At 63.7% G+C, this 22,365-nt stretch carries 18 protein-coding genes; 8 read left to right on the top strand and 10 right to left on the bottom strand.

All coding sequences use genetic code 11. The features are described from left to right. Positions 1–89: 89 nt before the first annotated feature. The 7 genes from hemB to hemE form a co-directional block, all read right to left on the bottom strand. Positions 90–1,091, bottom strand: a complete 1,002-nt coding sequence (gene hemB, locus HMPREF2845_RS02970; RefSeq protein WP_070633843.1) for a porphobilinogen synthase — start codon at positions 1,089–1,091, stop codon at positions 90–92. 55 nt (positions 1,092–1,146) lie between these two features. Continuing rightward, on the bottom strand, positions 1,147–2,058 hold the full coding sequence (locus HMPREF2845_RS02965) for a uroporphyrinogen-III synthase (RefSeq protein WP_083308724.1): 912 nt from the start codon (positions 2,056–2,058) through the stop codon (positions 1,147–1,149). A 5-nt stretch (positions 2,059–2,063) separates the two neighbouring features. Then, on the bottom strand, positions 2,064–3,197 hold the full coding sequence (locus HMPREF2845_RS02960) for a hydroxymethylbilane synthase (protein WP_070633842.1): 1,134 nt from the start codon (positions 3,195–3,197) through the stop codon (positions 2,064–2,066). Between the two features lie 129 nt (positions 3,198–3,326). Continuing rightward, positions 3,327–4,766 (bottom strand): ferrochelatase, encoded by a 1,440-nt coding sequence (locus HMPREF2845_RS02955; protein ID WP_070633841.1) that lies wholly within the window; start codon positions 4,764–4,766, stop codon positions 3,327–3,329. Continuing rightward, positions 4,763–5,581, bottom strand: coding sequence for a hydrogen peroxide-dependent heme synthase (gene hemQ, locus HMPREF2845_RS02950; protein WP_070633840.1), 819 nt, complete (start codon positions 5,579–5,581; stop codon positions 4,763–4,765). Before hemQ ends, HMPREF2845_RS02955 begins: the two co-directional genes overlap by 4 nt. Positions 5,582–5,715: 134 nt before the next feature. Then, the gene (gene hemG / locus HMPREF2845_RS02945; protein WP_070633839.1) at positions 5,716–7,266 is read right to left on the bottom strand and encodes a protoporphyrinogen oxidase; all 1,551 of its coding nucleotides are present in this window, start codon (positions 7,264–7,266) and stop codon (positions 5,716–5,718) included. A gap of 129 nt (positions 7,267–7,395) precedes the next feature. Continuing rightward, positions 7,396–8,574: a uroporphyrinogen decarboxylase gene (gene hemE, locus HMPREF2845_RS02940; protein WP_070633838.1), complete on the bottom strand. Its 1,179-nt coding sequence runs from the start codon at positions 8,572–8,574 to the stop codon at positions 7,396–7,398. Positions 8,575–8,795: 221 nt separating this feature from the next. On the opposite strand from hemE, the gene HMPREF2845_RS02935 reads away from it, so the two are divergent. The 4 genes from HMPREF2845_RS02935 to HMPREF2845_RS02920 all read left to right on the top strand — a co-directional run bounded on the left by HMPREF2845_RS02935 (position 8,796) and on the right by HMPREF2845_RS02920 (position 13,985). Then, positions 8,796–10,058, top strand: a complete 1,263-nt coding sequence (locus tag HMPREF2845_RS02935) for a glutamyl-tRNA reductase (RefSeq protein WP_070633837.1) — start codon at positions 8,796–8,798, stop codon at positions 10,056–10,058. Between the two features lie 218 nt (positions 10,059–10,276). Continuing rightward, positions 10,277–10,504: a DUF3107 domain-containing protein gene (locus HMPREF2845_RS02930; protein ID WP_070507618.1), complete on the top strand. Its 228-nt coding sequence runs from the start codon at positions 10,277–10,279 to the stop codon at positions 10,502–10,504. 479 nt (positions 10,505–10,983) lie between these two features. Beyond that, positions 10,984–12,705, top strand: a complete 1,722-nt coding sequence (locus tag HMPREF2845_RS02925) for a DEAD/DEAH box helicase (protein ID WP_070633836.1) — start codon at positions 10,984–10,986, stop codon at positions 12,703–12,705. Between the two features lie 8 nt (positions 12,706–12,713). After that, positions 12,714–13,985 (top strand): DNA-methyltransferase, encoded by a 1,272-nt coding sequence (locus HMPREF2845_RS02920; protein WP_049337888.1) that lies wholly within the window; start codon positions 12,714–12,716, stop codon positions 13,983–13,985. A gap of 99 nt (positions 13,986–14,084) precedes the next feature. On the opposite strand, the gene HMPREF2845_RS02915 is transcribed toward HMPREF2845_RS02920, so the two are convergent. Beyond that, complete coding sequence (locus tag HMPREF2845_RS02915; protein ID WP_083308722.1) at positions 14,085–15,056, bottom strand: PHP domain-containing protein; 972 nt, start codon at positions 15,054–15,056, stop codon at positions 14,085–14,087. 214 nt (positions 15,057–15,270) lie between these two features. Here HMPREF2845_RS02915 and HMPREF2845_RS02910 point away from each other — a divergent pair, with 214 nt between their 5' ends. Beyond that, a complete protein-coding gene (locus HMPREF2845_RS02910) occupies positions 15,271–16,800 on the top strand; it encodes an aminopeptidase P family protein (protein WP_070633835.1) in 1,530 nt (509 codons plus the stop codon). A gap of 147 nt (positions 16,801–16,947) precedes the next feature. Here HMPREF2845_RS02910 and HMPREF2845_RS02905 read toward each other — a convergent pair whose 3' ends face one another. After that, positions 16,948–17,919: a hypothetical protein gene (locus HMPREF2845_RS02905; protein ID WP_070633834.1), complete on the bottom strand. Its 972-nt coding sequence runs from the start codon at positions 17,917–17,919 to the stop codon at positions 16,948–16,950. 131 nt (positions 17,920–18,050) lie between these two features. On the opposite strand from HMPREF2845_RS02905, the gene HMPREF2845_RS02900 reads away from it, so the two are divergent. The 3 genes from HMPREF2845_RS02900 to HMPREF2845_RS02890 are packed head-to-tail and all read left to right on the top strand — an operon-like array spanning position 18,051 to position 21,496. Next, entirely contained in the window at positions 18,051–19,379 is a 1,329-nt protein-coding gene (locus HMPREF2845_RS02900) for a magnesium transporter MgtE N-terminal domain-containing protein (protein ID WP_070541581.1), read from the top strand. Further along, the gene (locus tag HMPREF2845_RS02895; protein ID WP_070633833.1) at positions 19,372–20,304 is read left to right on the top strand and encodes a DUF1003 domain-containing protein; all 933 of its coding nucleotides are present in this window, start codon (positions 19,372–19,374) and stop codon (positions 20,302–20,304) included. The genes HMPREF2845_RS02900 and HMPREF2845_RS02895 overlap by 8 nt, the downstream gene beginning before the upstream one ends. After that, on the top strand, positions 20,294–21,496 hold the full coding sequence (locus HMPREF2845_RS02890) for a P-loop NTPase (RefSeq protein ID WP_070633832.1): 1,203 nt from the start codon (positions 20,294–20,296) through the stop codon (positions 21,494–21,496). The genes HMPREF2845_RS02895 and HMPREF2845_RS02890 overlap by 11 nt, the downstream gene beginning before the upstream one ends. 90 nt (positions 21,497–21,586) lie before the next feature. On the opposite strand, the gene HMPREF2845_RS02885 is transcribed toward HMPREF2845_RS02890, so the two are convergent. Continuing rightward, on the bottom strand, positions 21,587–21,964 hold the full coding sequence (locus HMPREF2845_RS02885; RefSeq protein WP_005505243.1) for a twin-arginine translocase TatA/TatE family subunit: 378 nt from the start codon (positions 21,962–21,964) through the stop codon (positions 21,587–21,589). Positions 21,965–22,365 lie beyond the last annotated feature (401 nt).

The raw sequence follows: 22,365 nt of genomic DNA, 5'->3' as shown, positions 1-22,365 counted from the left end.
ACGGCGAGAAGCCACATGTGTTTCGAGAAGCCACATAAGACGTGGCTTTTCGAAACACATGTGGCTTCTCAGCGTCTAACAGGGAGGGGTTAGGCGTCCAGCTCGCGGAGCCAGCCTGCCGCTTCCGTACCGTAATAGGTCAGGATGACGTCCGCACCGGCGCGGTGAATCGAGCGCAGCGACTCCAGCACCACAGCCTTACGGTCAATCCAGCCGTTCGCCGCAGCCGCCTCAATCATCGCGTACTCACCCGACACCTGATACGCCGCCACCGGCACCGGCGAAAACTCCGCCACCTCACGCACAATATCCAGGTAGCTACCAGCAGGCTTCACCATCACCATATCCGCGCCCTCCTCCAGGTCAGCGCGCACCTCCAGCAGCGACTCGCGGCGGTTGGCCGGGTCCTGCTGGTAGGTCTTACGGTCGCCCTTGAAGGTCGACTCCACCGCGTCACGGAACGGGCCGAAGAACGCAGAAGCGTACTTCGCCGAATACGCCAGAATCGACACATCCTCAAAGCCGGCCTCGTCCAGGGCGGCACGCATCGCCGCGATCTGGCCGTCCATCATGCCCGACGGGGACACCGTGTGCGCACCTGCACGCGCCTGCGAAACCGCCATCTTGCAGTACAGCTCCACAGTCTCGTCATTATCCACCACGAGCGTGCCATGGCCGTTATCAACCAGCACGCCGCAGTGGCCGTGGCTCGTGAACTCATCCAGGCAGGTATCAGCCATAACCACCAGGTCATCGCCGAACTCCTCGCGGCACACGGCAATCGCACGGTTCAGGATGCCCTGCGGATCCCAGGCGGTCGAGCCGACCTCGTCCTTATCCTCATCGCGGGGAATGCCGAACAGGTCAATGCAGCGGATACCTGCCTCGTACGCCTCACGCACGGCGGGAATGATGCTCTCCAGGGTGTGCTGGTACTGACCGGGCATCGAACGAATCGGTTGCGGTTCGTCGATGCCGTCGCGAACGAAGAACACCTGAATCAGCTGCGCGGGGCGCAGGGTGGTCTCAGCGACGAGGGAGCGCATGGCTGCGGTGGTGCGCAGGCGGCGCGGGCGGCGGGTGAGGTTCATGATCTCTCCTGAAAATTCGATAAAAATATGTGGTCTTAGTAGATGAGGGATGCGCCTACATGAAGGACGCGGCGGCGCGCGCCAAATCCTGCGGTGACGGCGAATCAGCCTGCACGTAGCGCAGATTCAGGGCGCGGCATGCGGAGGCGGTACTCGCCCCAATTGCCACCACCGGCGGCACGGATTCAGGCGGTAGCGCGGGTGCGCCGTCGAGTAGGGCGTGCAGGCGGGAGGGGGCGGTCACCACCAGCACATCCGGCGCGGAGGTTTCCGGGGCGGTGATCTCTGGGTCGGCGGCATCTACGGCATGCCCCTGTACGAGCGCGCGGGCGGTGCTGAGGCTCAGCTCGCCGGGTGCCACCTGCTCGGCGGGCACCATGTCGTAGAGCACGCAGCGGTGGCTATCCCAGCCCAGGTCTTTGAGGCCTTCGCGCAGGGTCGGGCGGGCGTTGGAGCCTTCCAGAACCAGCACGGCGGCGGGCTCGGTTGCAGGCTTTTCAAACTCCGCGAGCATACCGGCGGCGCTCTGCACCTGCGGCTGAAAATCCGTGTTCAGCCCCAGCTGGGCGTGTACGGCGCGGGCGGTTGCCGCACCCACGCAGGCGATGCGCACTCCCCCACTCACGCAGGCGCGGGCAAATTCCGCACCCCACAGCTCGGCGCAGGCGCGAACCGTGTTGGCGCTCGTGAAGCTCACCCACGCATAGTGACCGGAGGCGAGCGCCTCCAGCGCGGCGGCGTGTTCTGTGCCCGGCTTGACGGTGCGTGCCTGCTGTAGGGGTGCGAAGAGTACCCGGCACTCCCCCACCCCGTTCTGCGCGCATTCTTCGGCGAGGGCGCGCGCGAAGGCGGCGCCCTGGGCGGCGGAGCGGGTCAGCAGAACCGTGCGCGGGGTATCAATTTCCGGGGGCTCAGTTTGCGCGGACTCAGCTTGCGCGGACTCAGCTTGCGGGCTAGCGGCAGACATGACCCCTACTTCAGGTCCAAACCGGCAAGGGCGGCGGCACCCATCTGCAGCAGGTCTTCTGCCACGCGCACGCCCAGGCGTTCGGCGCCGGGCACATCTAGTTCGGCGGTTGCGGAGGTGTGTCGCAGCATGTCGGTGCCGTCCGGGGACGCCACCACAACGCTAAGCACCAGGTCGCCCTCAACCACCTGCGCGTACGCGCCGATGGGTGCGGCGCATCCGGCTTCGAGACGGCGCAGCAGGGCACGCTCTGCGCTGACGGCGAGGCGGGTTTCGTGGTGGTTCGCGGCAAGCAGGGCGCGGCCGAGGGCACGCACCGGGCGCGCCACCTCGGCGTCGGACAGCACGGCGGGGTCCGGGTTCTCGAACTCGCTTTCGCGCACTTCCAGGGCGAGCGCGCCCTGGCCGGGGGCGGGCAGCATGCGGGTGGGGTCAAGGTACTCGGTGATGAGTTCTTCCTTGCCTAGGCGCTTGAGGCCGGAGACGGCGAGCACCACGGCGTCGCAGTCGCCGCTGCGTTCGGTGCCTACGCCGTGGTCGGCGCGTTCGGAGGTTTCAGCGTTCTGGCGGAGTACGACCTGCTTGCCGGCGTGCTCTTCCAGGCCCTTGACGCGGCCGATGCGGGTGCCCACGTTGCCGCGAATGTCCACGATTTCGAGGTCGGGTCGCAGGGCACGCAGCTGGGCGGCGCGGCGGGGTGATCCGGTGCCCACGCGGGAGCCTTCCGGCAGGGTGTCGATGGTCAGGCCGTCGCGTGCCACGAGAGCATCGCGGGGGTCTTCACGCTTGAGGGTTGCGGCGATGACCAGACCGGGGCAGGGCGCGGAGGGCAGGTCCTTGAGGGAGTGTACTGCCATGTCCACTCGGTTTTCTTCGGAGGCGTTCTCGCCGTCGAGCAGGCGCTGGCGCAGCGCGGCGGCGAATACGCCGGTGCCGCCGAGGGTTGCCAGCGGGCCGGTGAGCACGTCACCTTCGGTTTTGACGGTGCGCAGGGTGAAGTCCACGACCTCGGCGTCTGCGGCGCCGTGGTGCGCCTGGTGTTCGGCGTAGAGGGCGGTGACGGTTTCAGCAGCGATACGGCTTTGGGTCAGGGCGAGAGCAGACCCGCGGGTGCCCAAGATGTACTCGTGATGGCTCATATCTCTCCTTGTCGGTGATGTGTGTGATAGCCCGTAAGTGTGTGTTCTACCTGTAGGCAGTGCGGCTCCGACCCGCCCGCACACCCCGGTTAGGGGTGGTGGGGCGAGCCGGAGCTACAGGGGGTGGTGTTAGTGGGAGCAGCATCCGCCGGAGCCGCATCCACCGGAGCGGCTGGCGGGAGCTTCCTCAGAAGCGGCGGTGTCAGCACCAGCTACGTACTCCGCAATGACCGGCTTCGGCGCGCCGCGACCGGGCTTGCAGCAGCCCGGTTCGCACTCGTCGAACCAGCCGTACTGGCCGCTCGCGCTCGGTGCGAGGACGCTCTCACGGCCGGGGCGCAGGTCGGCGGGAACACCGTTTTCCACGCGCTCCTCAATGAGGCGGCGCAGCGACTCCACGTACGCCGGATGCGTACCGGGGGTCGGGGTGCGTACCGCGACCACGCCCAGGCGCTCGCAGGTGTCCAGCGCCTCGGTGTCCAGGTCCCACTTGACTTCCATGTGGTCGGAGACGAATCCGAGGGGCACCAGCACGACGCCTTCCACGGGGGCTTCGCCGTCCTCCGCCGGGTTGGCGGGGGTGGGCAGCGCCTCCAGGGCGTCGTTGACGTCCGGTTCCAGCCACGGCATGGACGGCGGGCCGGAACGGGACTGGTACACCAGCTCCCATTCGACGTTCTGCAGAAGCTGCGGGGCCTCATCGCGAACCAGCGAAAGCACGGCGCGAGCGACCTGCAGGTGCTTCTCCACGTAGGCGGAGCCGCCCTCGTAGTTCACGCCGCGCGGGCCTGCCTCGTTCGCCGCGGAGGTCGGCACCGAGTGGGTGCAGAACATGATCCGCAGGCGCGGGTTCAGCGAACCGCTATCGCGTGCGGCAAGCTGCTCACGCACCGTGGCGAGGCCGTCCTTCAGCCCGTCAGCGAAAGCGCGGGAGAAGCCGGGCACGTCAAAGAACTGACGAATCTTACCCACGTGCACGCGACCTTCCAGGCCGAGCTGCTCAATCGCCATGCCGTAGTCCTCGCGGTACTGGCGGCAGCTCGAGTAACCCGGGTAGGCACTGGTCGCCAGCACCAGCACGTTGCGGTGGCCGTTCTCGTAGGCTTCGGCGAGCACGTCCTTCACGTAGGGCTTCCAGTTGCGGTTCGCCCAGGTAATCGGGATGTGCGGGCCACGCTCGGCGAGCGCCTGCTGCAGCGCGGCGAGCAGGGCACGGTTCTGCTCGTTAATCGGCGAGACGCCACCGTTGGCGCGGTAGTGGGTGGCGACCTCTTCGAGGCGCTCATCCGGAATACCGCGGCCGGCGGTCACGTTGCGCAGGAACGGGATGACGTCCTCCTGCCCCTCGGGACCACCGAAGGAGGAGAGAATCACCAGGTCGTAGGGGCGTGCCTCTTCGGCACGGTCACGGGTGATGCTGCGTTCGCTTCGGTAGTCGCCGAGGGTCTGCTCGTTGAGCACGGCGGGGCCGTTGGAGGCGGTGTTCGCCGGGTCGGTGCGGTTGGGTACCACGTCGTCCGGCAGGAGCGTGCCGTTGAGGGTTACGCCGTCATTCGGCTGATGGCTCACGCCAGAACCTCTGCTACTTCGTCTGCGCCGATGCGGCGGCCGGTGTAGAAGGGGGTTTCCTCGCGCACGTGCAGGCGTGCTTCGGTGTTGCGGAAGTGGCGCATCATGTCGACGAGGTCAACGAGTTCGGGTGCTTCGAGGGCGAGGACCCATTCGTAGTCGTTCATGCCGAATGCTGCGACGGTGTTTGCCAGAACCTGCGGGAAGTCGATTGCCTTCATGCCGTGGTTCTTGAGCATTTCTGCGCGGCGTTCGGGGTTCATGTAGTACCAGTCGTAGGAGCGTACGAAGGGGTAGACGCAGACCCATGCTTCGGGTGCCTTGCCGCGTGCGTAGGCGGGTGCGTGGTTGCGGGTGAATTCTGCTTCGCGGTGTACGCCCATGGTGGACCAGACGATGGTGGTGCCTGCGAACAGTGCGGTGCGGCGGATCTTGCGGACTGCTGCCTGCAGCTTTTCGGGGGTTGCACCGTGGGTCCAGATCATGACGTCTGCGTTGTCGCGCATTGCGGAGACGTCGTAGATGCCGCGCAGGGTCACGCCGTCTGCTGCGAGCTGCTCGGCGACCTTCTCGAACTCGGCGCGTGCCTCGTCGGTGTTGGATTCTGCGGGGCGTGCGCCGGAACGTGCGAATACGGTGTAGAGGGCGTAGTGCAGGGTTTCGCCTTCTTCGCGGCCGCGGCGGTTTTCGTCAGCTGCGGAGTGCTGGACTGCGTAGCCCTTGGGGGCGCCGCCGTAGCCGTGGCCGGCGTGGGTGTAGCCGCCCTGACCTGCGCCGTGACCGTGGCCGCCGTGTGCTGCGTGATCGTGAGACATTGTGTGTTCCTTTCTTCAGCGAGGGTTCGCTGTGCTGGAGGCGCGGCTTCCGTAGCCGCGCGTTTTCTCAATTTTTTGGTCTAGTTACTGGCTGAGCTGAGTTATTGGCTGAGCTTCTGCCGCCGCTGCGCCGTCTACTTGGCGGTTGCGGCCTTGGGTGCGGTGACGCCTTCCCAGTCCTGTGCCGCGTGGTAGATGAGGCGGTCCATCTGCTCGTAGGTGTCTTTGACGGTTAAGACCAGGCCGGAGCCTGCCGCCCAGGAGCCGACGGTGCTGAGGGTTCCGAGTTCGCTGGCGCGTTCGCGGAATTCCTTGACTCGGTCGCGGTGGCCGGGGGTGGAGGCGGGTAGTACACCGCGCCAGCGTACGACGTCCGCGTCAACGAGGTTGTTGTGGGTGAGGGCTACGTCCATCATGCGACTTGCGTCGCGCAGGGCGAGGGTGATGAGCTGCTCGTCTGCGAGGGCGACTTCGGAGAAGCGGGAGTCTTCGCCGCCGCGGCCGTAGGACAGGCGTACCACGTGGCGTCCGGGGCCTGCGGCCTCGGCGACCCACTGCCATTTGGCGGTGGCGTGGGTGAGTGCCTTGGCGCGTACGGCGGTGGCTTCTTCGGAGACGAGCAGGCCGGTACCGCGGGGGTGCTTGTCCAAGGCGGGGGCATCAACGACGAGGGTGACGAGGGCGACTTCGGGGCCGGGTTCCAGGGCGGGTAGTGCGGTGGAGACGTGCGGGCCGATGAGTCGTGCCACGGTCGGGCCGTCGGTGGCGAGCACCAGGTAGTCGGCGTAGAGGGGGGTGTTTTCGCCGTCGGTGGTGTGGCGCTGGATGATGAACCACTGGCCGGTGGATTCGTCGCGGTCTACGGCGATGACGTCGAATCCGGTGACGATGCGAACGCCGGCGGCGTACAGGTCTTCGACGAGACGTTCAGACAGCTGGTTCATGCCGCCCACGATGCCGGCGACCTGTGAGCCTGCGGGGGCTGCCGAACGGAAAGCGTGCGCTGCGGCGGAGAGGGAACGGTGCTTGCGCAGTGCTGCGCGCAGACCGGGGATGGTGGCGTCCACATCGAGCTTGTCGGGGTGGGTGGAGTACACGCCGGAGACCACGGGGGCGACAAGGTTGTCGAGAACCTTCTGACCCATGCGGATGCGCACGAGCTCGCCGAGGGTCTTTGCGTTCTCGCCGGCGGAGACGGGCAGGAACTTGTCCACCTGGGCGCGGCGCAGACCGTTCTTACCGATGACGGGGATTAGCGACTTGTCATTGACGTTGCCGGGGATACCCATGATGCCGGTGCTGGGGGTACGGCGGGCGCCCTGCGGCAGGTACAGCCAGGAGCCGTAGGAGTTGGGGGTGACAATCTGGTCGCCCAGGCCGAGTTCCTTGACGAGGTCGCTGACAATGGGGCTGCGGGTTGCGAAGGATTCCGCGCCGGAGTCCAGGAGCAGTCCGCCAACTTCGTGGGCACCGACGGCACCGCCGAGGTGGTGGCGCTGTTCGAGCAGGGTGACACGCATGCCGGCTGCGGCGAGGCGGCGTGCGGAGATCAGGCCGGAGGGGCCGCCGCCAATAACGATGGCGGTGGGTACCTTCTCGTTACGGCTGTATGCTCGTGCGTTATGGGGCGCGGCGGAGGAGCTGACCTGTGCGGTGCGGTGCGGTGCCTGGTTGGTGTGGCCCATGGTGGTTCTCCTTTGGTCTGTCAGCGGGTCTGCTCGGTGGCGTTGTGCTCTATCAGCGTGTGCTGGGATTGGTGCTTTGGGGCGGTATCCTGCGGCGCTGATATGTGTTAGCCCCGCGGGTCCGTCGCTTTAGTTCGCCGTTTTCTCGTGGATGTATGCCACGAGGTCGGTGAGCACCTGCGGGTCGGTGGTCGGGGGTACGCCGTGGCCGAGGTTGACCACGTGCGAGGGGGCGGCGTTGCCTTCTGCGAGGACCTCGTCTACGTGTGCGTAGAGGTTTTCGCTGCCTGCGGCGAGCAGTGCCGGGTCGATGTTGCCCTGCAGGGGTACGGCGCCGTTGAGCAGGGTGTTCGCTGCCGAGAGCGGCAGGCGGTAGTCCACGCCGATGACGTCTGCGCCGGCTTCGTGCATGGCGGGCAGCAGGGCGGTGGTGCCGGTGCCGAAGTGGATGCGCGGCACACCGTATTCGCGCACCATATCGAGGGCGGTTGCGGAGTGCGCCTGCACGTAGCGGCGGTAGTCGCTTTCGCCGAGGGAACCAGCCCAGGAGTCAAAGAGCTGCACGGCGGATGCGCCAGCCTCGATCTGCGCGCGGAGGAACTGGCCTGCGGTGCGGGCTGCCCATTCGGCGAGTTCGTGCCAGGCGGCGGGGTCGGCGTGCATCATGGTGCGCGGGCGCAGGTGGTCGCGGGAGGGGCCGCCTTCGACCATGTAGGCGGCGACAGTGAAGGGGGCTCCGGCGAAGCCGATGAGCGGGGTGTCGCCGAGCATTTCTACGGTGGCGGCGACGGCTTCGCGGATGGGGTCGAGATCGCTGTCTTTGAGTTCGGGCAGGGCGCGCACCTCGTCGAGGGTGCGTACGGGCTGGTCGAGTACGGGGCCCTTACCGGGCACGATGTCGACGTTGACGCCCGCGAGCTTCATGGGGATGACGATGTCGGAGAAGAAGATACCGGCGTCAACCTTGTGGCGGCGGACGGGCTGCACGGTGATTTCTGCGGCGAGCTCGGGGGTGAGGCATGCGTCCAGCATGGGGATGCCTTCGCGTACCTGGCGGTATTCGGGTAGGGAGCGGCCTGCCTGGCGCATGAACCAGACGGGTCGGTGGCTGGAGGGGCGGCCGGTGAGGGCGCGGAGCATGGGCGAGTCGGCGGTAGTGCCTGCGCGCAGGGGGTGGTTGGCGGGTAGGTGCGCGAGCTGTTCGTCGGTGAGCAGGGGTCGCTGGGCGTCGGTGGGGTGTGCGGGCAGGGCGGGTGCCTGTGCGGTGCCCTGTGCCGACGCGGGGGTGGTGTGCTGGTTTTCGCTCATAGTCTCTAGTGTGACAGGTTTATGTGGGCGTTTTTGCGACACTATGTCATGGTGACTATTACCTAATGATGGCTTTCTTAGCAGTGAGGGACACCTTAGTTTGCGCCTACTCTTCGTGCCCGCTCCCCCACCGTACAGATTTTCTTGCCCCCTACGATGATGGAACTTAGGTTCTGTGAGCTTTACAGGGGCTTAGTCGGCGTGGTTATGATTAATCTCTAGTGAGTACTTATGCATTTGTGGCATCGCACCACACCGTTGATCTGACCACCGTCGCTGCGTTGAGCGCCGGTGCCTCCGGCGTACCCGATGTTCTGGCGGGCGATATGGCACGCCAGCTGGGCGTGAAGGGTGCAGTCGTTCTTGCCACCTGTAACCGTCTTGAAATGTATGTTCAGCTACACGTATCCGCGCATGTAAACATGGTTCGTGAGCTGATTGCTGATTCGATTGCGCGCACCTCCGGCCTGGATCAAGAACTGGTTGATTCCAGCTTCGACGTGTACGCCGATGATGAGGCTGCACGCCACCTGCTGACGGTCGCCTCCGGCCTGGAATCTGCCGTGGTCGGCGAGCGCGAAATCACCGGTCAGGTGCGCCGCGCCCTAGCTGCCGCGCAGGCGAAGGCACAAGAGGACGGCGTACCCCTTCCCGGTGAGCTAGTTCAGCTGTTTGAGCATGCGGCGCATACGGCTCGTCAGGTAGGTCAGCACACGGCGCTTGGCGCCCAGGGCCGCTCGATTGTGTCTGTTGCCCTGGATCTTGCGGATGAGGTTGCCGAGAAGGACTGGTCGACCCGACGCGCCCTAATTTTTGGTACGGGTGCTTATGCGGGTGCAACCATTGCGGCGCTGCGCGAGCGCGGTTGCACCGATATTTGGGTCAATTCCCGTTCTGGTCGTGCCGCCGAGTTCGCGGCAAAGCGCGAGGTTTCTGCGGTGCCGGTGGACGGCATGGAGCAGGCCATGGCTTCTGCCGACGTCATTATTGGTTGCTCCGGCGGATCCGACCCGCTGCTTCCCGAGCAGATTCCGGGCGGCCACCACACGATTCTTGACCTTGCTCTTTCACGTGACTTTGATCCGTCGGTCGCTGACCTGCCGAATGTTGAGCTGATTACGCTCGAGTCGGTGCGCCTTGCCGCCCCCGAGGAGACCGAGGAATCCGTGGCGACGGCTACGCGCATTGTGGAGTCTGAGCTGGCGGCGTTTGTGTCTCGTCAGCGTTCCCGCACGATTGACTCCGCGATTGTTGCGCTGCGCTCGCACACTATGGATGTGCTGGATTCTGAGCTGGAGAAGGTACGTAACCAGTTTGGTTGCGGTGCGGCGACGGAGCAGTTCGAGCTGGCGATGCGCCGCATGGTGAAGTCCCTGCTGCACACCCCGACGGTGCGCGCCAAGAAGCTGGCGTCGGAGGGCCGTGCAGAGGATTACGTGCAGGCGCTGGAGACCCTCTACGGCATTCAGGTGGAGGAGTCCTAGAGGAGCCTCAGTGCTCTCCCTCCCCTGTCCTGCTCTGTTTAAGGCTACTTTCGCGCCTGTTTCTGCGCATCCTGCGGCGAGTATTTTATTAGCCCCCGGCGAAGTGCCGCCCGTTCACGGTGCCGACGGGCGCATACACGCTAGAGTAGATGCTAGATAAGACAGTTCCCATACCCGGCGCGCGTTTGGCGGCGCCGGACTATTCTGCGAGGAGACTCATGGAAATCAAGATTGGCATTCGCCACATTGCTCGTGAAATTATTGTTGAGACCAGTGAGGCTAAGGAAATCCTCATGGAGAAGGTCTCGAAGGCTATTGAGGATGGCTCGCTGCTGCAGATTATGGATGATAAGGGCAACACCACCCTGATTTCTGGCGCTCAGATTGGCTACGTCGAGCTGGGTTCCGACGCTAAGCGTCACGTTGGTTTCGGTATCGGCGCCTAATTTCGGCGGCTGAACCCCCTTTAGCTTTAGCCCCCCCCCCGCATCCGTCACGATGCGTAACCGCGCTTTATGCACCACGTGGTTACGCCGTGCCGAATGCGGGGTTTTGCGTTTTAAACCGCCCGCACAAAAACCTCGCAGTACCCGGTTTTGAGGCGGTATATCGCCCATCACGGGCGCACACCACAACCGGTCGGGGGTGCGCCGAAAGCAAATCCAGGTTAATATTGAGGGGTTAAGTGAATGACCGGTCGTACCCCTTTCAAGACCCCGAGGCTGCACCGCCTTCTCATCATGAATGAACCATGAGTAATAACCATGCGTGCAGGCGGCGTCTCGGTAAGAATTTCCCGTGTAAGAATTTCCCGCGGCCGGCTTTCGACGCCCGCCCGTCACCGCCTCCACCATTGAGGCGCTGGCTGGTACACCCCGTTACGGGGAGAAACACACCCCGAGCAGGGGTAGAAAGATACGGTCCAGTGACTGAAACGAACACGCAGGAAACCACTCAGACTGCAAAGTCCTTCGCCGACTTCGGCATTCGCCAGGATATTAGCGACGCCCTCGCGGCAGTTGGCATTACCTCCCCCTTCCCCATCCAGGAGCTGACTCTTCCCGTGGCTCTGTCTGGCCAGGACATCATTGGTCAGGCAAAGACCGGTACCGGTAAGACCCTCGGCTTCGGTCTGCCCACCATTCAGCGTGTGGTCGGCCGCGACGATGAGGGTTGGGCTGATTTGGAGTACCCCGGCGCACCTCAGGCGCTGATTCTGGTTCCGACCCGTGAGCTTGCTATTCAGGTGGGCGAGGACCTGGCGATTGCTGCGAAGCTGCGCAACGCCCGCGTCGCCACCCTGTACGGTGGTGTGCCGATTGAGCCTCAGGCTGAGCTGCTGCGCCGCGGCTTGGAGGTTGCGGTGGGCACCCCCGGCCGCATTATCGACCTGTACCAGCAGGGCTTCCTGAACCTGAAGCAGGTTAAGATCGTGGTCCTCGATGAGGCTGACGAGATGCTGGATTTGGGTTTCCAGCCGTCGGTTGAGAAGATCCTCAGCTACCTGCCGGAGGACCGCCAGAGCATGCTGTTCTCCGCAACCATGCCCGGCCCGGTCATTGCGATGGCACGCCAGTACATGACCAAGCCCATGCGCATTAGCGCCGCTGACCCCGAGGACGCCTCGAAGACTAAGGCGTCGATCCGCCAGGTCGTCTACCGTGCGCACCACCTGGACAAGGACGAGATGATTGGCCGCATTCTGCGCGCTACCGGCCGCGGCCGCACCGTCATCTTCACCAAGACCAAGCGTGACGCTGCCCGCGTAGCGGAGGAGCTGGTGAACCGTGGCTTCGCTGCCGCTCCCCTGCACGGTGACCTGAACCAGGTTGCGCGTGAGCAGGCGCTGAAGGCGTTCCGCACCGGCAAGGTCGACATTCTGGTCGCGACCGACGTGGCGGCTCGCGGTATTGACGTTGAAGACGTGACCCACGTGATTAACCACCGCGTGCCCGAGGATGAGAAGACTTACCTGCACCGTACCGGCCGTACCGGTCGTGCCGGCAATGAGGGTACCGCCGTGACCCTGGTTGACTGGGATGACCTGCCGCGCTGGAAGGTCATTAACGACGCCCTGGAGTTGGGTGTTCCTGAGCCGGTTGAGACGTACTCTTCCTCTGAGCATCTGTTCCATGACCTGAACATTCCGGCTGGCACTAAGGGCCGCCTGCCGCGCGAGGAGCGTGTGGCTGAGGGTATGGGCGACGAGTTCTTTGAGAGCGCCCGCGACTCGCGTGATGGCCGTTCGGCTCGTTCTCGCGGTGGCCGCGATGGTGGCCGTTCTGGCGGTCGTGACGGTGAGAAGGGTTCGCGCCGTTCTCGCGGCGGTCGTGACGGTGGCCGCGAGGGTCGTTCTGGTGAGGGCCGCGGCGAGCGCCGTAGCCGTTCCGAGGGCCGCAAGCGTTCTGAGCGTTCTTCTGAGCGTGCGGAGCGTACCGAGCAGGGCGCATCCGAACGTTCTTCTGAGCGTTCTGAGCGTGCGCCTCGTCAGCGTCGCCGTACCCGCCGTGTTGAGGGTCAGCCCGTGGAGGGTGAGGGCCGCCGCCGTACCCGCCGCCGCCCTGAAGGTTCTCGTGATGGGGGTTCTCGTGCTGAGGGTTCTCGCGGTAAGGGCCGTGGCGCTGACCGTGCTGGTTCTGAAGGCTAGGGCCGGGGTTGGGTATTTCAGCATCCCCGGCGCCCGCCGCGCCCTCCCCTGCCGCTGAGTCGCCCCGCACGGATTCGACGGTTTTCGATCCGCAGGGCCCCTCGCTGCTGGTACAGGCAGATAACCTGGAGTATCTGCGTGAGCTGCCCGATGGTGCGTTCACCGTGATTTACATTGACCCGCCGTTCAATACGGGTAAGAAGCAGACGCGCCGCACGTTGAGCGCGGAAGCTTCTGAGAAGGGTGACCGCACCGGTTTTAAGGGCAAGAGCTATTCGAGCACCCTGCAGACTCTGGCGAGCTATAACGACTCGTTCGAGGATTATTGGGCGTTCCTAGCGCCGCGTATTGAGCAGGCGCATCGTCTGCTCGCGCAGGACGGCACCCTGTACCTGCACCTGGATTGGCGTGAGGTTCATTATGTGAAGATTATGTGCGACATGATTTTTGGTCGTGAGAACTTCATTAATGAGCTGATTTGGGCTTATGACTACGGTGCGAAGTCTACGCGCCGCTGGCCGACGAAGCACGACAATATTTTGGTGTACGCGAAGGATCACCGTAGCTATTACTTCAATACTGCGGAGGTTGATCGTGAACCGTATATGGCTCCCGGTTTGGTGACTGAGGAGAAGGCTTCTCGCGGTAAGCTCCCTACTGATGTGTGGTGGCATACTATTGTGTCGCCGACGGGTAAGGAGAAGACGGGGTATCCTACGCAGAAGCCTACGGGTTTGTTGCGTCGTATGATTGCGGCGAGTTCCCGCCCGGGTGATTGGGTGTTGGATTTCTTCGCTGGTTCTGGTTCTACGGGTGCGGCGGCAGCTCAGCTGGGTCGTAAGTTCGTGTGCGTGGATCAGAATCCGCCGGCTATTGAGGTGATGGCTAAGCGTCTGGGCGTGGATCCGGTGTCGTTCGCTGAGTATCGCGGTGTTCCGCGTGGGGCGAGTGTGTTGTTCACGCCGAAGCGTACGGTGGGTGTTCGTGGCGGTACGAGTCGTGATGCGTTGACGGCAGCGAGCCGTCATGCATTGAAGGCTGTGTTGGATACGCTCACGGAGACTACGCAGCCGGTTGAGGGCGCGTCCTGCCGGTTTGTGCGTCACCGGTCAATGGATGCGGTGGATAAGAAGATGCGTATTGATGGGCGTGATGAGTTGCGTCGTCAGCGTCAGCATCAGGCGCGGGCTAAGGCTCGTGCGGCGCGTGCGGCTGCTCAGATGGATGCGGCGGCTGCGGGTGCGGTGTTGCAGCATCATGCCTCGCGTGAGAGCGTCTAGGCTGTCTTGTCTGCGCGTCCGTTAGAGCACGTGTTAAGAGTGTGGGGCGGGTTCCTTGAATAGGAACCCGCCCCACACCCTTTCGTCTTACTACTGGTCTTACTCCTGGACTGCCAGCTGCTCGCGGATACGCGCCACCGTCACCGCATCCGTCGTATTCTCACCCAGCAGGTTCGGCTTACCCGCGCCGTGATAATCGCTCGAACCCGTCACCAGCACCTCACGGCCCGCCGCACGCTGACGCTCAATGAACTCCAGCAGACGCGCCCGGTCCTCCGGGGAGTTCTCACGGTGATACACCTCCACGCCCGCCAGGCCAGCATCCACCATCAAACCCAGGTACTCCAGGCTCAACGCAGGTCCACGCATCGTACTCATCGGATGGGCAATCACCGGCACACCCCCAGCCTCACGCACCAGACGCACCGCCTCCAACGGGTCCAGCGCATCCTGCGGCACATAGTAGGGGCTGCCCGTGTACAGCAGCTTCGCAAAAGCCTCAGAACGGTCAGCAACCACACCGGCAGCAACCAGCGCATCAGCGATATGGGGGCGGCCCACCGCCGTGTTCCCCTCCCTCACCTGCGTCAACACGTCATCCCAGGTCAGCGGGTAGTCGGCGGCAAGACGGCCCACAATAGCCTGCGCACGGCCCGCACGGCTGGCGCGAATCGCCTCCACACTGCGCGCCAACTCCGAACCCACCGGGTCAAAACCATAAGCGAGCAGATGAATAGTCTTCGTGCGTGCGCGGCCCTCACCGTCGGTGTATCGGTAACGGCAAGAGAACTCGGCACCCGGCAGAAAATCCAGACCGTACTCACCCGCCAGCTGGGCCGCCTGCACCCAACCAGCCGTCGTATCGTGATCAGTCAGCGCGAACCCCGCCAACCCGGCGCGAGCAATCAGCGGCACCAGCTCGGTCAGGCTCTGCGTGCCGTCAGAAATAGCGGAGTGAATATGCAGATCGTAACGCCCGGCACGGTTCAGGTGTTCAGGCGCACCCGATTCAGCGGGCTGCAGTGCCTGCTGCGCATTAGGTGCACTATTTCGGTGTTCTGTCTGCGTCATATTCTCTCCTTCCCCGCCCCTGCTAGTTCGTCGCCACCTCAGCGGGGTTTAAGGTATGTCATCTACTCTTCTGATTCAACCCTACCAATATCGGCGGCGCAATATCAGGCACCCGGTCGCAAGTCAAAGATATATTCTGCCCCACCGCGCCCCTCTTATGGTCAAAAGCGCTAAAACACCTGCCCACCTGTGGTGAAGGAGATATGATTAACCCATGACTGAGAACAACGAGAAGAGCACCGAAGCTCAGAAGACTGACCACCGCAGCACCCCCAAGGCGTCTGCGTTCACCGAATTCATTGCTAAGGACTGGGCCAAGGCCGAAGATGACGGCTACACCCGCGAGCCCGTAGCAGACTACGCCGCTGAGCGCCGCGCCAAGATCTCCAAGGCATTCCCCGGCGAGCGCCTCGTCCTACCTGCAGGCCCGCTGAAGGTCCGCTCCAACGACTGCGACTACCGCTTCCGCCCCCACTCGGCGTTTGCGCACCAGACCGGTCTGGGCATCGACCACGAGCCTGACGCCGTGCTGATCTTCGAGCCCGTCGAAGAGGGTACCGGCGACAACGGCTCTAACCACGAGGTCACCCTGTACTTCCGCCCGCTGGCTGGCCGCGACACCACCGAGTTCTACGCGGATGCACGCTACGGCGAGTTCTGGGTTGGCCCCCGCCCCACCCTGAAGGAATTCTCCGAGCGTTTCGGTCTGCGTACCCGCGACCTGTCCGAGCTTGAGGTTGCTATCACCAAGAACGCCGGTAACCAGGGCCTGGGCGGCGTGAACATCCGCCTGGTCCGCAACGTTGACCCGGCTGTTGACGCGCTGGTTGACACCTCCCGCTACAACACCGGCGTGGAGCTGGAGCAGGCTGACAAGCTGGACTCCGAACTGACCGTGGCTCTCTCCGAGGCTCGCCTGATTAAGGACGCTATCGAGGTTGAGAACCTGCAGCGTTCCGTTGACATGACCGTCAAGGGCTTCGAAGAGGTCATTCGTGCACTGCCGAAGGCTAAGGAGCACCACCGCGGTGAGCGCGTCGTTGAGACTGCGTTCTTCTCCGTGGCACGTACCGACGGTAACGACCTGGGCTACGACACCATCGCAGCGTGCGGTAACAACGCAACTATCCTGCACTGGATCCGTAACAACGGCACCGTCGATGACGGCAAGCTGCTGCTGCTGGACGCAGGTGTTGAGGACGACACCCTGTACACTGCTGACGTGACCCGCACCTTCCCCGTGAACGGTAAGTTCACCGAGGTTCAGGCGAAGGTCTACAACGCTGTGCTGGATGCCGCTGACGCCGCATTCGCTGTGGCTAAGCCGGGCACCAAGTTCTACGAAATCCACGAGGCAGCCATGAACGTTCTGGCGCACCGTCTGGAAGAGTGGGGTCTGCTGCCGGTTTCCGCTGATGTTTCGCTCACCGTTGAGGGCGGTCAGCACCGCCGCTGGATGCCGCACGGCACCAGCCACCACCTGGGCCTGGACGTGCACGACTGCGCGCAGGCAAAGGCTGAGCTGTACATGTGGGCTGAGCTGGAGCCGGGCATGGTCTTCACCATTGAGCCGGCCCTGTACTTCAAGGACGAGGACCTCTCCGTTCCCGAGGAGTACCGCGGTATCGGTATCCGCCTGGAGGACGACGTGCTCTGCACCGAGGACGGCAACGTGAACCTCTCCGCTGCACTGCCCCGCACCGTTGAGGGCATTGAGGAGTGGATGGCGAACCTGGCGAAGTAACGCCTAGCCTCCAGTTACGTTAGTAACGTCTGATAGGGAAAGCCCCTCACCGATTCGTTCGGTGAGGGGCTTTCTCGTGTCTTCTAAGTACTGTCTTCTATGCCTGTTTCCCGCCGTTGTGGGCAGCTACCGCCGTTGCAGGTTCGGTTATTCGGACTCCTGCGAGGACTTATCGTGCAGGCCCTGCGGGCGCGGAGTCGGACGCTGCGGCTTGGGCTGAATCAGCTTCGCGTATTCTTCCGGGTCGTCCACGCGCAGACCGTACCGCTGCGCCGGGCGCTTCTGCGGCTCTGACTTCTGAGCGGTTACCTGGTCAGTGCTTGCCTGTTCCTGCTCGGAAGGCTGAGCAGACTGAGTGGGCTGGGTGGGCGCGGGCATGTTCTGCGCCGCGCTCTGAGCCACCGCGTTCTGCGCGGTCGCATCACGCTCGGGCAGGTTCTGGTTCGGCGCCGGCTGGCTACCCGCCTGCGCACGGTACGAAGGAGCCTTCGGCGCACCGGTCGGAACCGGTGCACCATTCATCGAGACGGTGCTCTGAGCCGCACGAGCCTGCGAAGCCTCCGGGGCAGCCGCCGCACGAGCAGCCGCAACCGCCGCCGAAAAGCGAGGATGCGCACCCAGCACGCGGCGCGCATCCTGAGCGTACTCCGGCAGAGCGTACATCACGGTACGCGAGGGAATTGATTCGGCACGCATCGGATGGCGGCTCCCATGAGAGCGACGCAAAACGAACATCTGCCAGAGCACAAACATAGCCATCGACAGCAGCACATACTTTATTACCTCAAACGCAGAGGAGTCATTAGTCGAGGCTATAACCAGCAGTGCAAAAAACGCACCGAATCCTGCCCCTCGAAGCGCTGCAAAAGTCAAGATACGGCCATACGGCAACGGTACCGGGTACTCCACCTGGCGGATACCGTCATTGACCAGGTACAGCGCCGTGACCGGGTAATCCTGCTCGCTGAGCACGTCAAAGGCGGCGAGCGCATCATCGTGACGCACGAAGGAGGCGATCGCCTCACCGGCGGGCAGGGGCTTGCCCTGAGCATGCGCCAGGCGCGACGCCAAGTACGAAGAAGGCGGGGTCGAGGGAATATTCGGCAGGTTAGAAGTCATGGCTTCTATTCTACCGCCCGCCCCAACCCTGGACCCGGTGGGCAGTTAGCTCCTCTATAGGCGTAGCGAACACCCGTTCAATTTCGGCTTCTCAAAGTGCGAATCCCCGCGGCGGAGCGTACCCTAGAGAGGTGAGCAATTCGAAGTTCAGCACCCCCAGCAAGATTTACATTGCCCGCCTTTTGGGCCTCGACGTTTTTGACCCCTTCGGTGACCGCCTCGGCCGTCTCCGAGACGTCGTCGTGCTCAAACGCGGCCTGGGCGCATCCATTGCGGGCGCCCGCCCCGCCAAGGGCAGCGAACCCATTGTTGTCGGCATCATCGTTGAGGTGCTCGGCAAGAAACGCGTGTTCATGCCCATGACCCGAGTGCGTAGCATCGACGCCTCCCAGATTATTTCAACCGGCCTGGTGAACCTGCGCCGCTTCGAACAGCGCAACTCTGAGACTCTCATCGTCGGTGAGCTCTTCGACCGCCGCGTGCGTCTGCTCGACGGCAGCGGCGACGCCGTCATTGAGGACGTCGCCATTGAGCAGCGCCGCAACGGCGACTGGGGCGTGACCGAACTGTTCGTTTCCCGCGTCAGCTCCTCCTCCAGCACGTGGCGCCGCCGCTCCAAGGAGACCCTCATCGTCGACTGGGACGAGGCTCTGCTCTCCACCGACGTGGAGCCGCAGGCAGCAACCGCGTTCGTGGCGAACCATGAGAACTCCAAGCCCGCCGACCTTGCGGACGCTATCCACGAGATGAGCGATAAGCGCATGGTCGAAATCGCCGCCGAGCTGCAGGATGAACGCCTCGCGGACGTTCTGCAGGAGCTGCCCGCCGAGGACCAGGTGCAGATTCTCTCGCACCTGGACGACGAGCGTGCCGCGCAGGTCCTCGAAGAGATGGAACCGGACGACGCCGCCGACCTGCTCATCGAGCTGGACGACGCCCAGCGTGAAAAGCTGCTCGAACTCATGGAACCCGACGAAGCAGACGACGTGCGTCGACTGCTCGAATACGACGAGGGTACCGCCGGTTCGCTCATGAACCCGGTGCCGATCATCCTCTCCCCCGAGGCGACCGTCGCGGAGGCGCTCGCGCACATCCGCGCCGAGGAGATCCCTCCGGCGATGGCGGCTGCCGTCATGGTGACCCGCCCGCCCCTGGAAACCCCGACCGGCAAGTACCTGGGTCTGGTGCACATGCAGAAACTGCTGCGTGTGCCGCCGAGCGAGCCGATTGGCCACATCCTCGATACCGACACTGAGCCTGTCTCTGACCAGGCCAGTTTGGAAGAGCTGGCACGCGTGCTGGCAACCTACGACCTGACCATCGTTCCCATTGTGAACGAATCGCACCGCCTGGTAGGCGCAGTGACCATCGACGACGTGCTCGATGCGCTCCTGCCCGAAGACTGGCGCACTTACGATGATGGAACTCCCGTACGAAAGGTAGGACGACGCTTTGCCTGAATCGAACCGCCGCGACGCAAACCGTACCGAAGAGAACCCCCGCATCGATAAGGCGCGCATTCTCAAAGACCGCCTGGAGAAGAAGTACGCTGAACGCAACCGCGAGCGCGGCGACTCCCGCACGCAGCGTAGCGACTCGCAGCTGAGCACCCCCGGCACCCGCAAGCCGAAGCTGTTCGCTAGCCCCAACCCGGACGCTTTCGGCCGCATGACTGAGGCGTTCGCACGCTACATGGGTACCCCGCAGTTCCTGATGTGGATGACCATTTTCTGTGGCGTGTGGCTGGCGTGGAACTCCCTGGCGCCGGAGGAGATGCAGTTCGACCCGCGTAGCCTGAACTTCACCCTGCTGACCCTGATGCTGTCCCTGCAGGCTTCTTACGCTGCTCCCCTGCTGCTGTTGGCGCAGAACCGTCAGGATGACCGCGACCGCGTGGTGGCCTCTGAGGACCGTAAGCGTGACCAGCAGAACCTGGAGGAGACCCAGTACCTGACTCGCGAGATTGCTTCGCTGCGTATTGCTCTGCGTGAGGTTGCGACCCGTGACTTCGTCCGTAGCGAGCTGCGTGACATTCTTGAGGAACTGCAGAACATTGCGCAGGAGCAGGAGCGTCACGCCGAGCAACTGCAGGACATCAGTGAGGACATTGAGGACCTGGAGGAGGCTATCGACGATATCGACACTTCCGAGGGTGAGGAGAAGGACGCTGAGGAGCAGGAGACTGAGGAGCAGGGCGCTGAGGACAAGAACTCTGAAGGTACCGAGAACGGTACCGAGCATGCCGCTGACAAGGCTGAACGCCCTGCGAAGGACTCCGCACAGGATCCCCACCGAGGCGATTTGAGCCAGCCTCAGAGCCGCGAATCCCAGCAGGCACAGCAGCAGGCAGAGCGCACCCGTGAGGGAGGCGCCCGTGACCACTAATTCGCCCCTGCAGGATGCGCTCTACGCGGCGCTTGCCCGCGTCGAGGACCCCGAACTGCGCCGCCCCATTACGGAGCTGGGCATGGTTGAGACGGCGCTCGTGCATCCTGAACTGGATGAGCACGGTGAGCCGATTCCCGGCCGCCACTGGGCTGAGGTCACGGTGCTGCTCACCATTGAGGGCTGCCCGCTGAAGAACACCATCGAGCAGCAGGTTCGTGACGCCGCCGCAACCGTTGAGGGGATTGAGCGTGTGCAGCTGCAGGTGGGTGCGATGAACCCGCAGCAGCGTTCTGCCTTGCGTTCGATGCTCAAGCCGGAGCGTTCCAACCCGTTTACCGCGCCCGGTTCGCTGACCCGCGTGTTCGGTGTGGTGTCCGGTAAGGGCGGTGTGGGCAAGTCCTCCATGACCGCGAACCTTGCCGCGGCGTTCGCCTCACGCGGGCTTGCGGTGGGCATTATTGACGCGGATGTGCACGGCTTCTCCATCCCGGGTCTGCTGGGTATTACCGACGCCCCGACCCGCCTGGATGACCTGATTCTTCCGCCGACCGTGGATGTGCCCGCCCCCGCCCAGCGTTGGGGTGAGCAGAAGGTCAGCGGCGGCTTTATTCGCGTGATTTCTATCGGCATGTTCCTCAAGGGCAACGAGCCGGTGGCGTGGCGCGGCCCCATGCTGCACCGTGCCCTGGAGCAGTTCATCATGGACGTGCACTTCGGCGCCTTGGATGTGCTGCTGCTCGATTTGCCGCCCGGCACCGGCGATATTGCCATCTCCATGGCTCAGCTGCTGCCGAATGCGGAGCTGGTGCTTATTTCCACCCCGCAGCACGCCGCGGTGGATGTGGCGGAGCGTGCCGGTACCCTGAGCCTGCAGACCGGTCAGAAGGTCGTGGGCGTGGTCGAGAACATGGCTGCCATGACCCTGCCGGACGGTACCGTGCTCGACATGTTCGGTTCTGGCGGCGGTCAGGTGCTCGCTGAGCGTCTTTCGGAGGCGCTCTCCTACCCGGTACCGTTGCTCGGTTCTGTCCCGCTGGATGTGAACCTGCGTACCGGCGGCGACGAGGGCACCCCGGTGGTCTGGAGCCACCCGAACTCCCCCACCGCCGAAGAGATTCAGTCCATCGCCTCGCAGCTGTTGCAGTCGGGCGAGTCGCGGGCGGGTCAAAGCCTGCCGCTCTTCGTATAGAGATCTAGCCGTCTAGAAGCTGACGGCAAAAGCTGAGAACAGAAAGAACCCCGCACCATCACGGTGCGGGGTTCTTATCTATTCAAAATCTTAGGTTGCGTCCACGTCGAAGGGGGCGTATGCGCCTCGCGGAAGAGCACGGCTCTCCGACTTTTCCTTCTCCTTCAGCAGCGCCTCTTCACGTTCCTTCGCCTCACGCTCACGCTCGGCGTCATCCTCAGCGAACGCCTGCTTCACAATCACGCGCGGATCGTACTGGCGGGGATCGTACTGGCGCCAGTTAATATCTTCCAGACCCGTCTCGCCCAGGGCTTCCTTGAAGTCGTCCTTCGCGTCGAACGCCATACGGCGCACGGTCTTGACGAATTCACGAATCTGGCGGGCGTATTCGGGCATGCGTTCGGGACCAATCACCACAAACGTGATGATGGCCAAAATAATCAACTCGGTGCCACTAATACCAAACACAGAATATAGATTATCAGTTCCGAGCCAGCACCGCCGAACCCGCGGCGCTTTCTGGACGTGTCTTTAAGCTCTGGACAAGCAGAAGGCGTACGCTACAGCACCGCGGAGGAGCATTGCGCTCACGGCTAAGAACACAAAAGACCGCCGGCAGCACACCGGCGATCTCCTGACACAATATTCGGTTTACGGCGGATAATCTCCACCACCGGGTTAAAACGCTGCGGCTCCAACCGCAGGCCCGCCCGCCTCCCAAACGCAAAAGACCGCCGGCAGCACACCGGCGGTCTCCCGACACAATATTCGGTTTACGGCGGGTAATCCCCACCGCCGGGGTAAAACGCTGCGGCTCCAACCGCAGGCACGCCCACCTTCCGAACGCAAAAGACCGCCGGCAGCACACC

The organism is Rothia sp. HMSC065B04 (genome assembly GCF_001812285.1).
GTDB classification, from domain to species: domain Bacteria; phylum Actinomycetota; class Actinomycetes; order Actinomycetales; family Micrococcaceae; genus Rothia; species Rothia mucilaginosa.
Note: the sequence above shows the minus strand (reverse complement) of the source record. Positions and strands in the feature narration are given on the sequence as shown.

Excerpts from the sequence above, each read along its gene's own strand:
- HMPREF2845_RS02960 (WP_070633842.1), bottom strand. The coding sequence starts at position 3,197 with ATGAGCCATCACGAGTACATCTTGGGCACCCGCGGGTCTGCTCTCGCC.
- hemG (WP_070633839.1), bottom strand. The coding sequence starts at position 7,266 with ATGGGCCACACCAACCAGGCACCGCACCGCACCGCACAGGTCAGCTCC.
- HMPREF2845_RS02905 (WP_070633834.1), bottom strand. The coding sequence starts at position 17,919 with ATGACTTCTAACCTGCCGAATATTCCCTCGACCCCGCCTTCTTCGTAC.
- hemQ (WP_070633840.1), bottom strand. The coding sequence starts at position 5,581 with ATGTCTCACGATCACGCAGCACACGGCGGCCACGGTCACGGCGCAGGT.
- hemE (WP_070633838.1), bottom strand. The coding sequence starts at position 8,574 with ATGAGCGAAAACCAGCACACCACCCCCGCGTCGGCACAGGGCACCGCA.
- hemB (WP_070633843.1), bottom strand. The coding sequence starts at position 1,091 with ATGAACCTCACCCGCCGCCCGCGCCGCCTGCGCACCACCGCAGCCATG.
- HMPREF2845_RS02930 (WP_070507618.1), top strand. The coding sequence starts at position 10,277 with ATGGAAATCAAGATTGGCATTCGCCACATTGCTCGTGAAATTATTGTT.
- HMPREF2845_RS02915 (WP_083308722.1), bottom strand. The coding sequence starts at position 15,056 with ATGACGCAGACAGAACACCGAAATAGTGCACCTAATGCGCAGCAGGCA.
- HMPREF2845_RS02910 (WP_070633835.1), top strand. The coding sequence starts at position 15,271 with ATGACTGAGAACAACGAGAAGAGCACCGAAGCTCAGAAGACTGACCAC.
- HMPREF2845_RS02965 (WP_083308724.1), bottom strand. The coding sequence starts at position 2,058 with ATGTCTGCCGCTAGCCCGCAAGCTGAGTCCGCGCAAGCTGAGTCCGCG.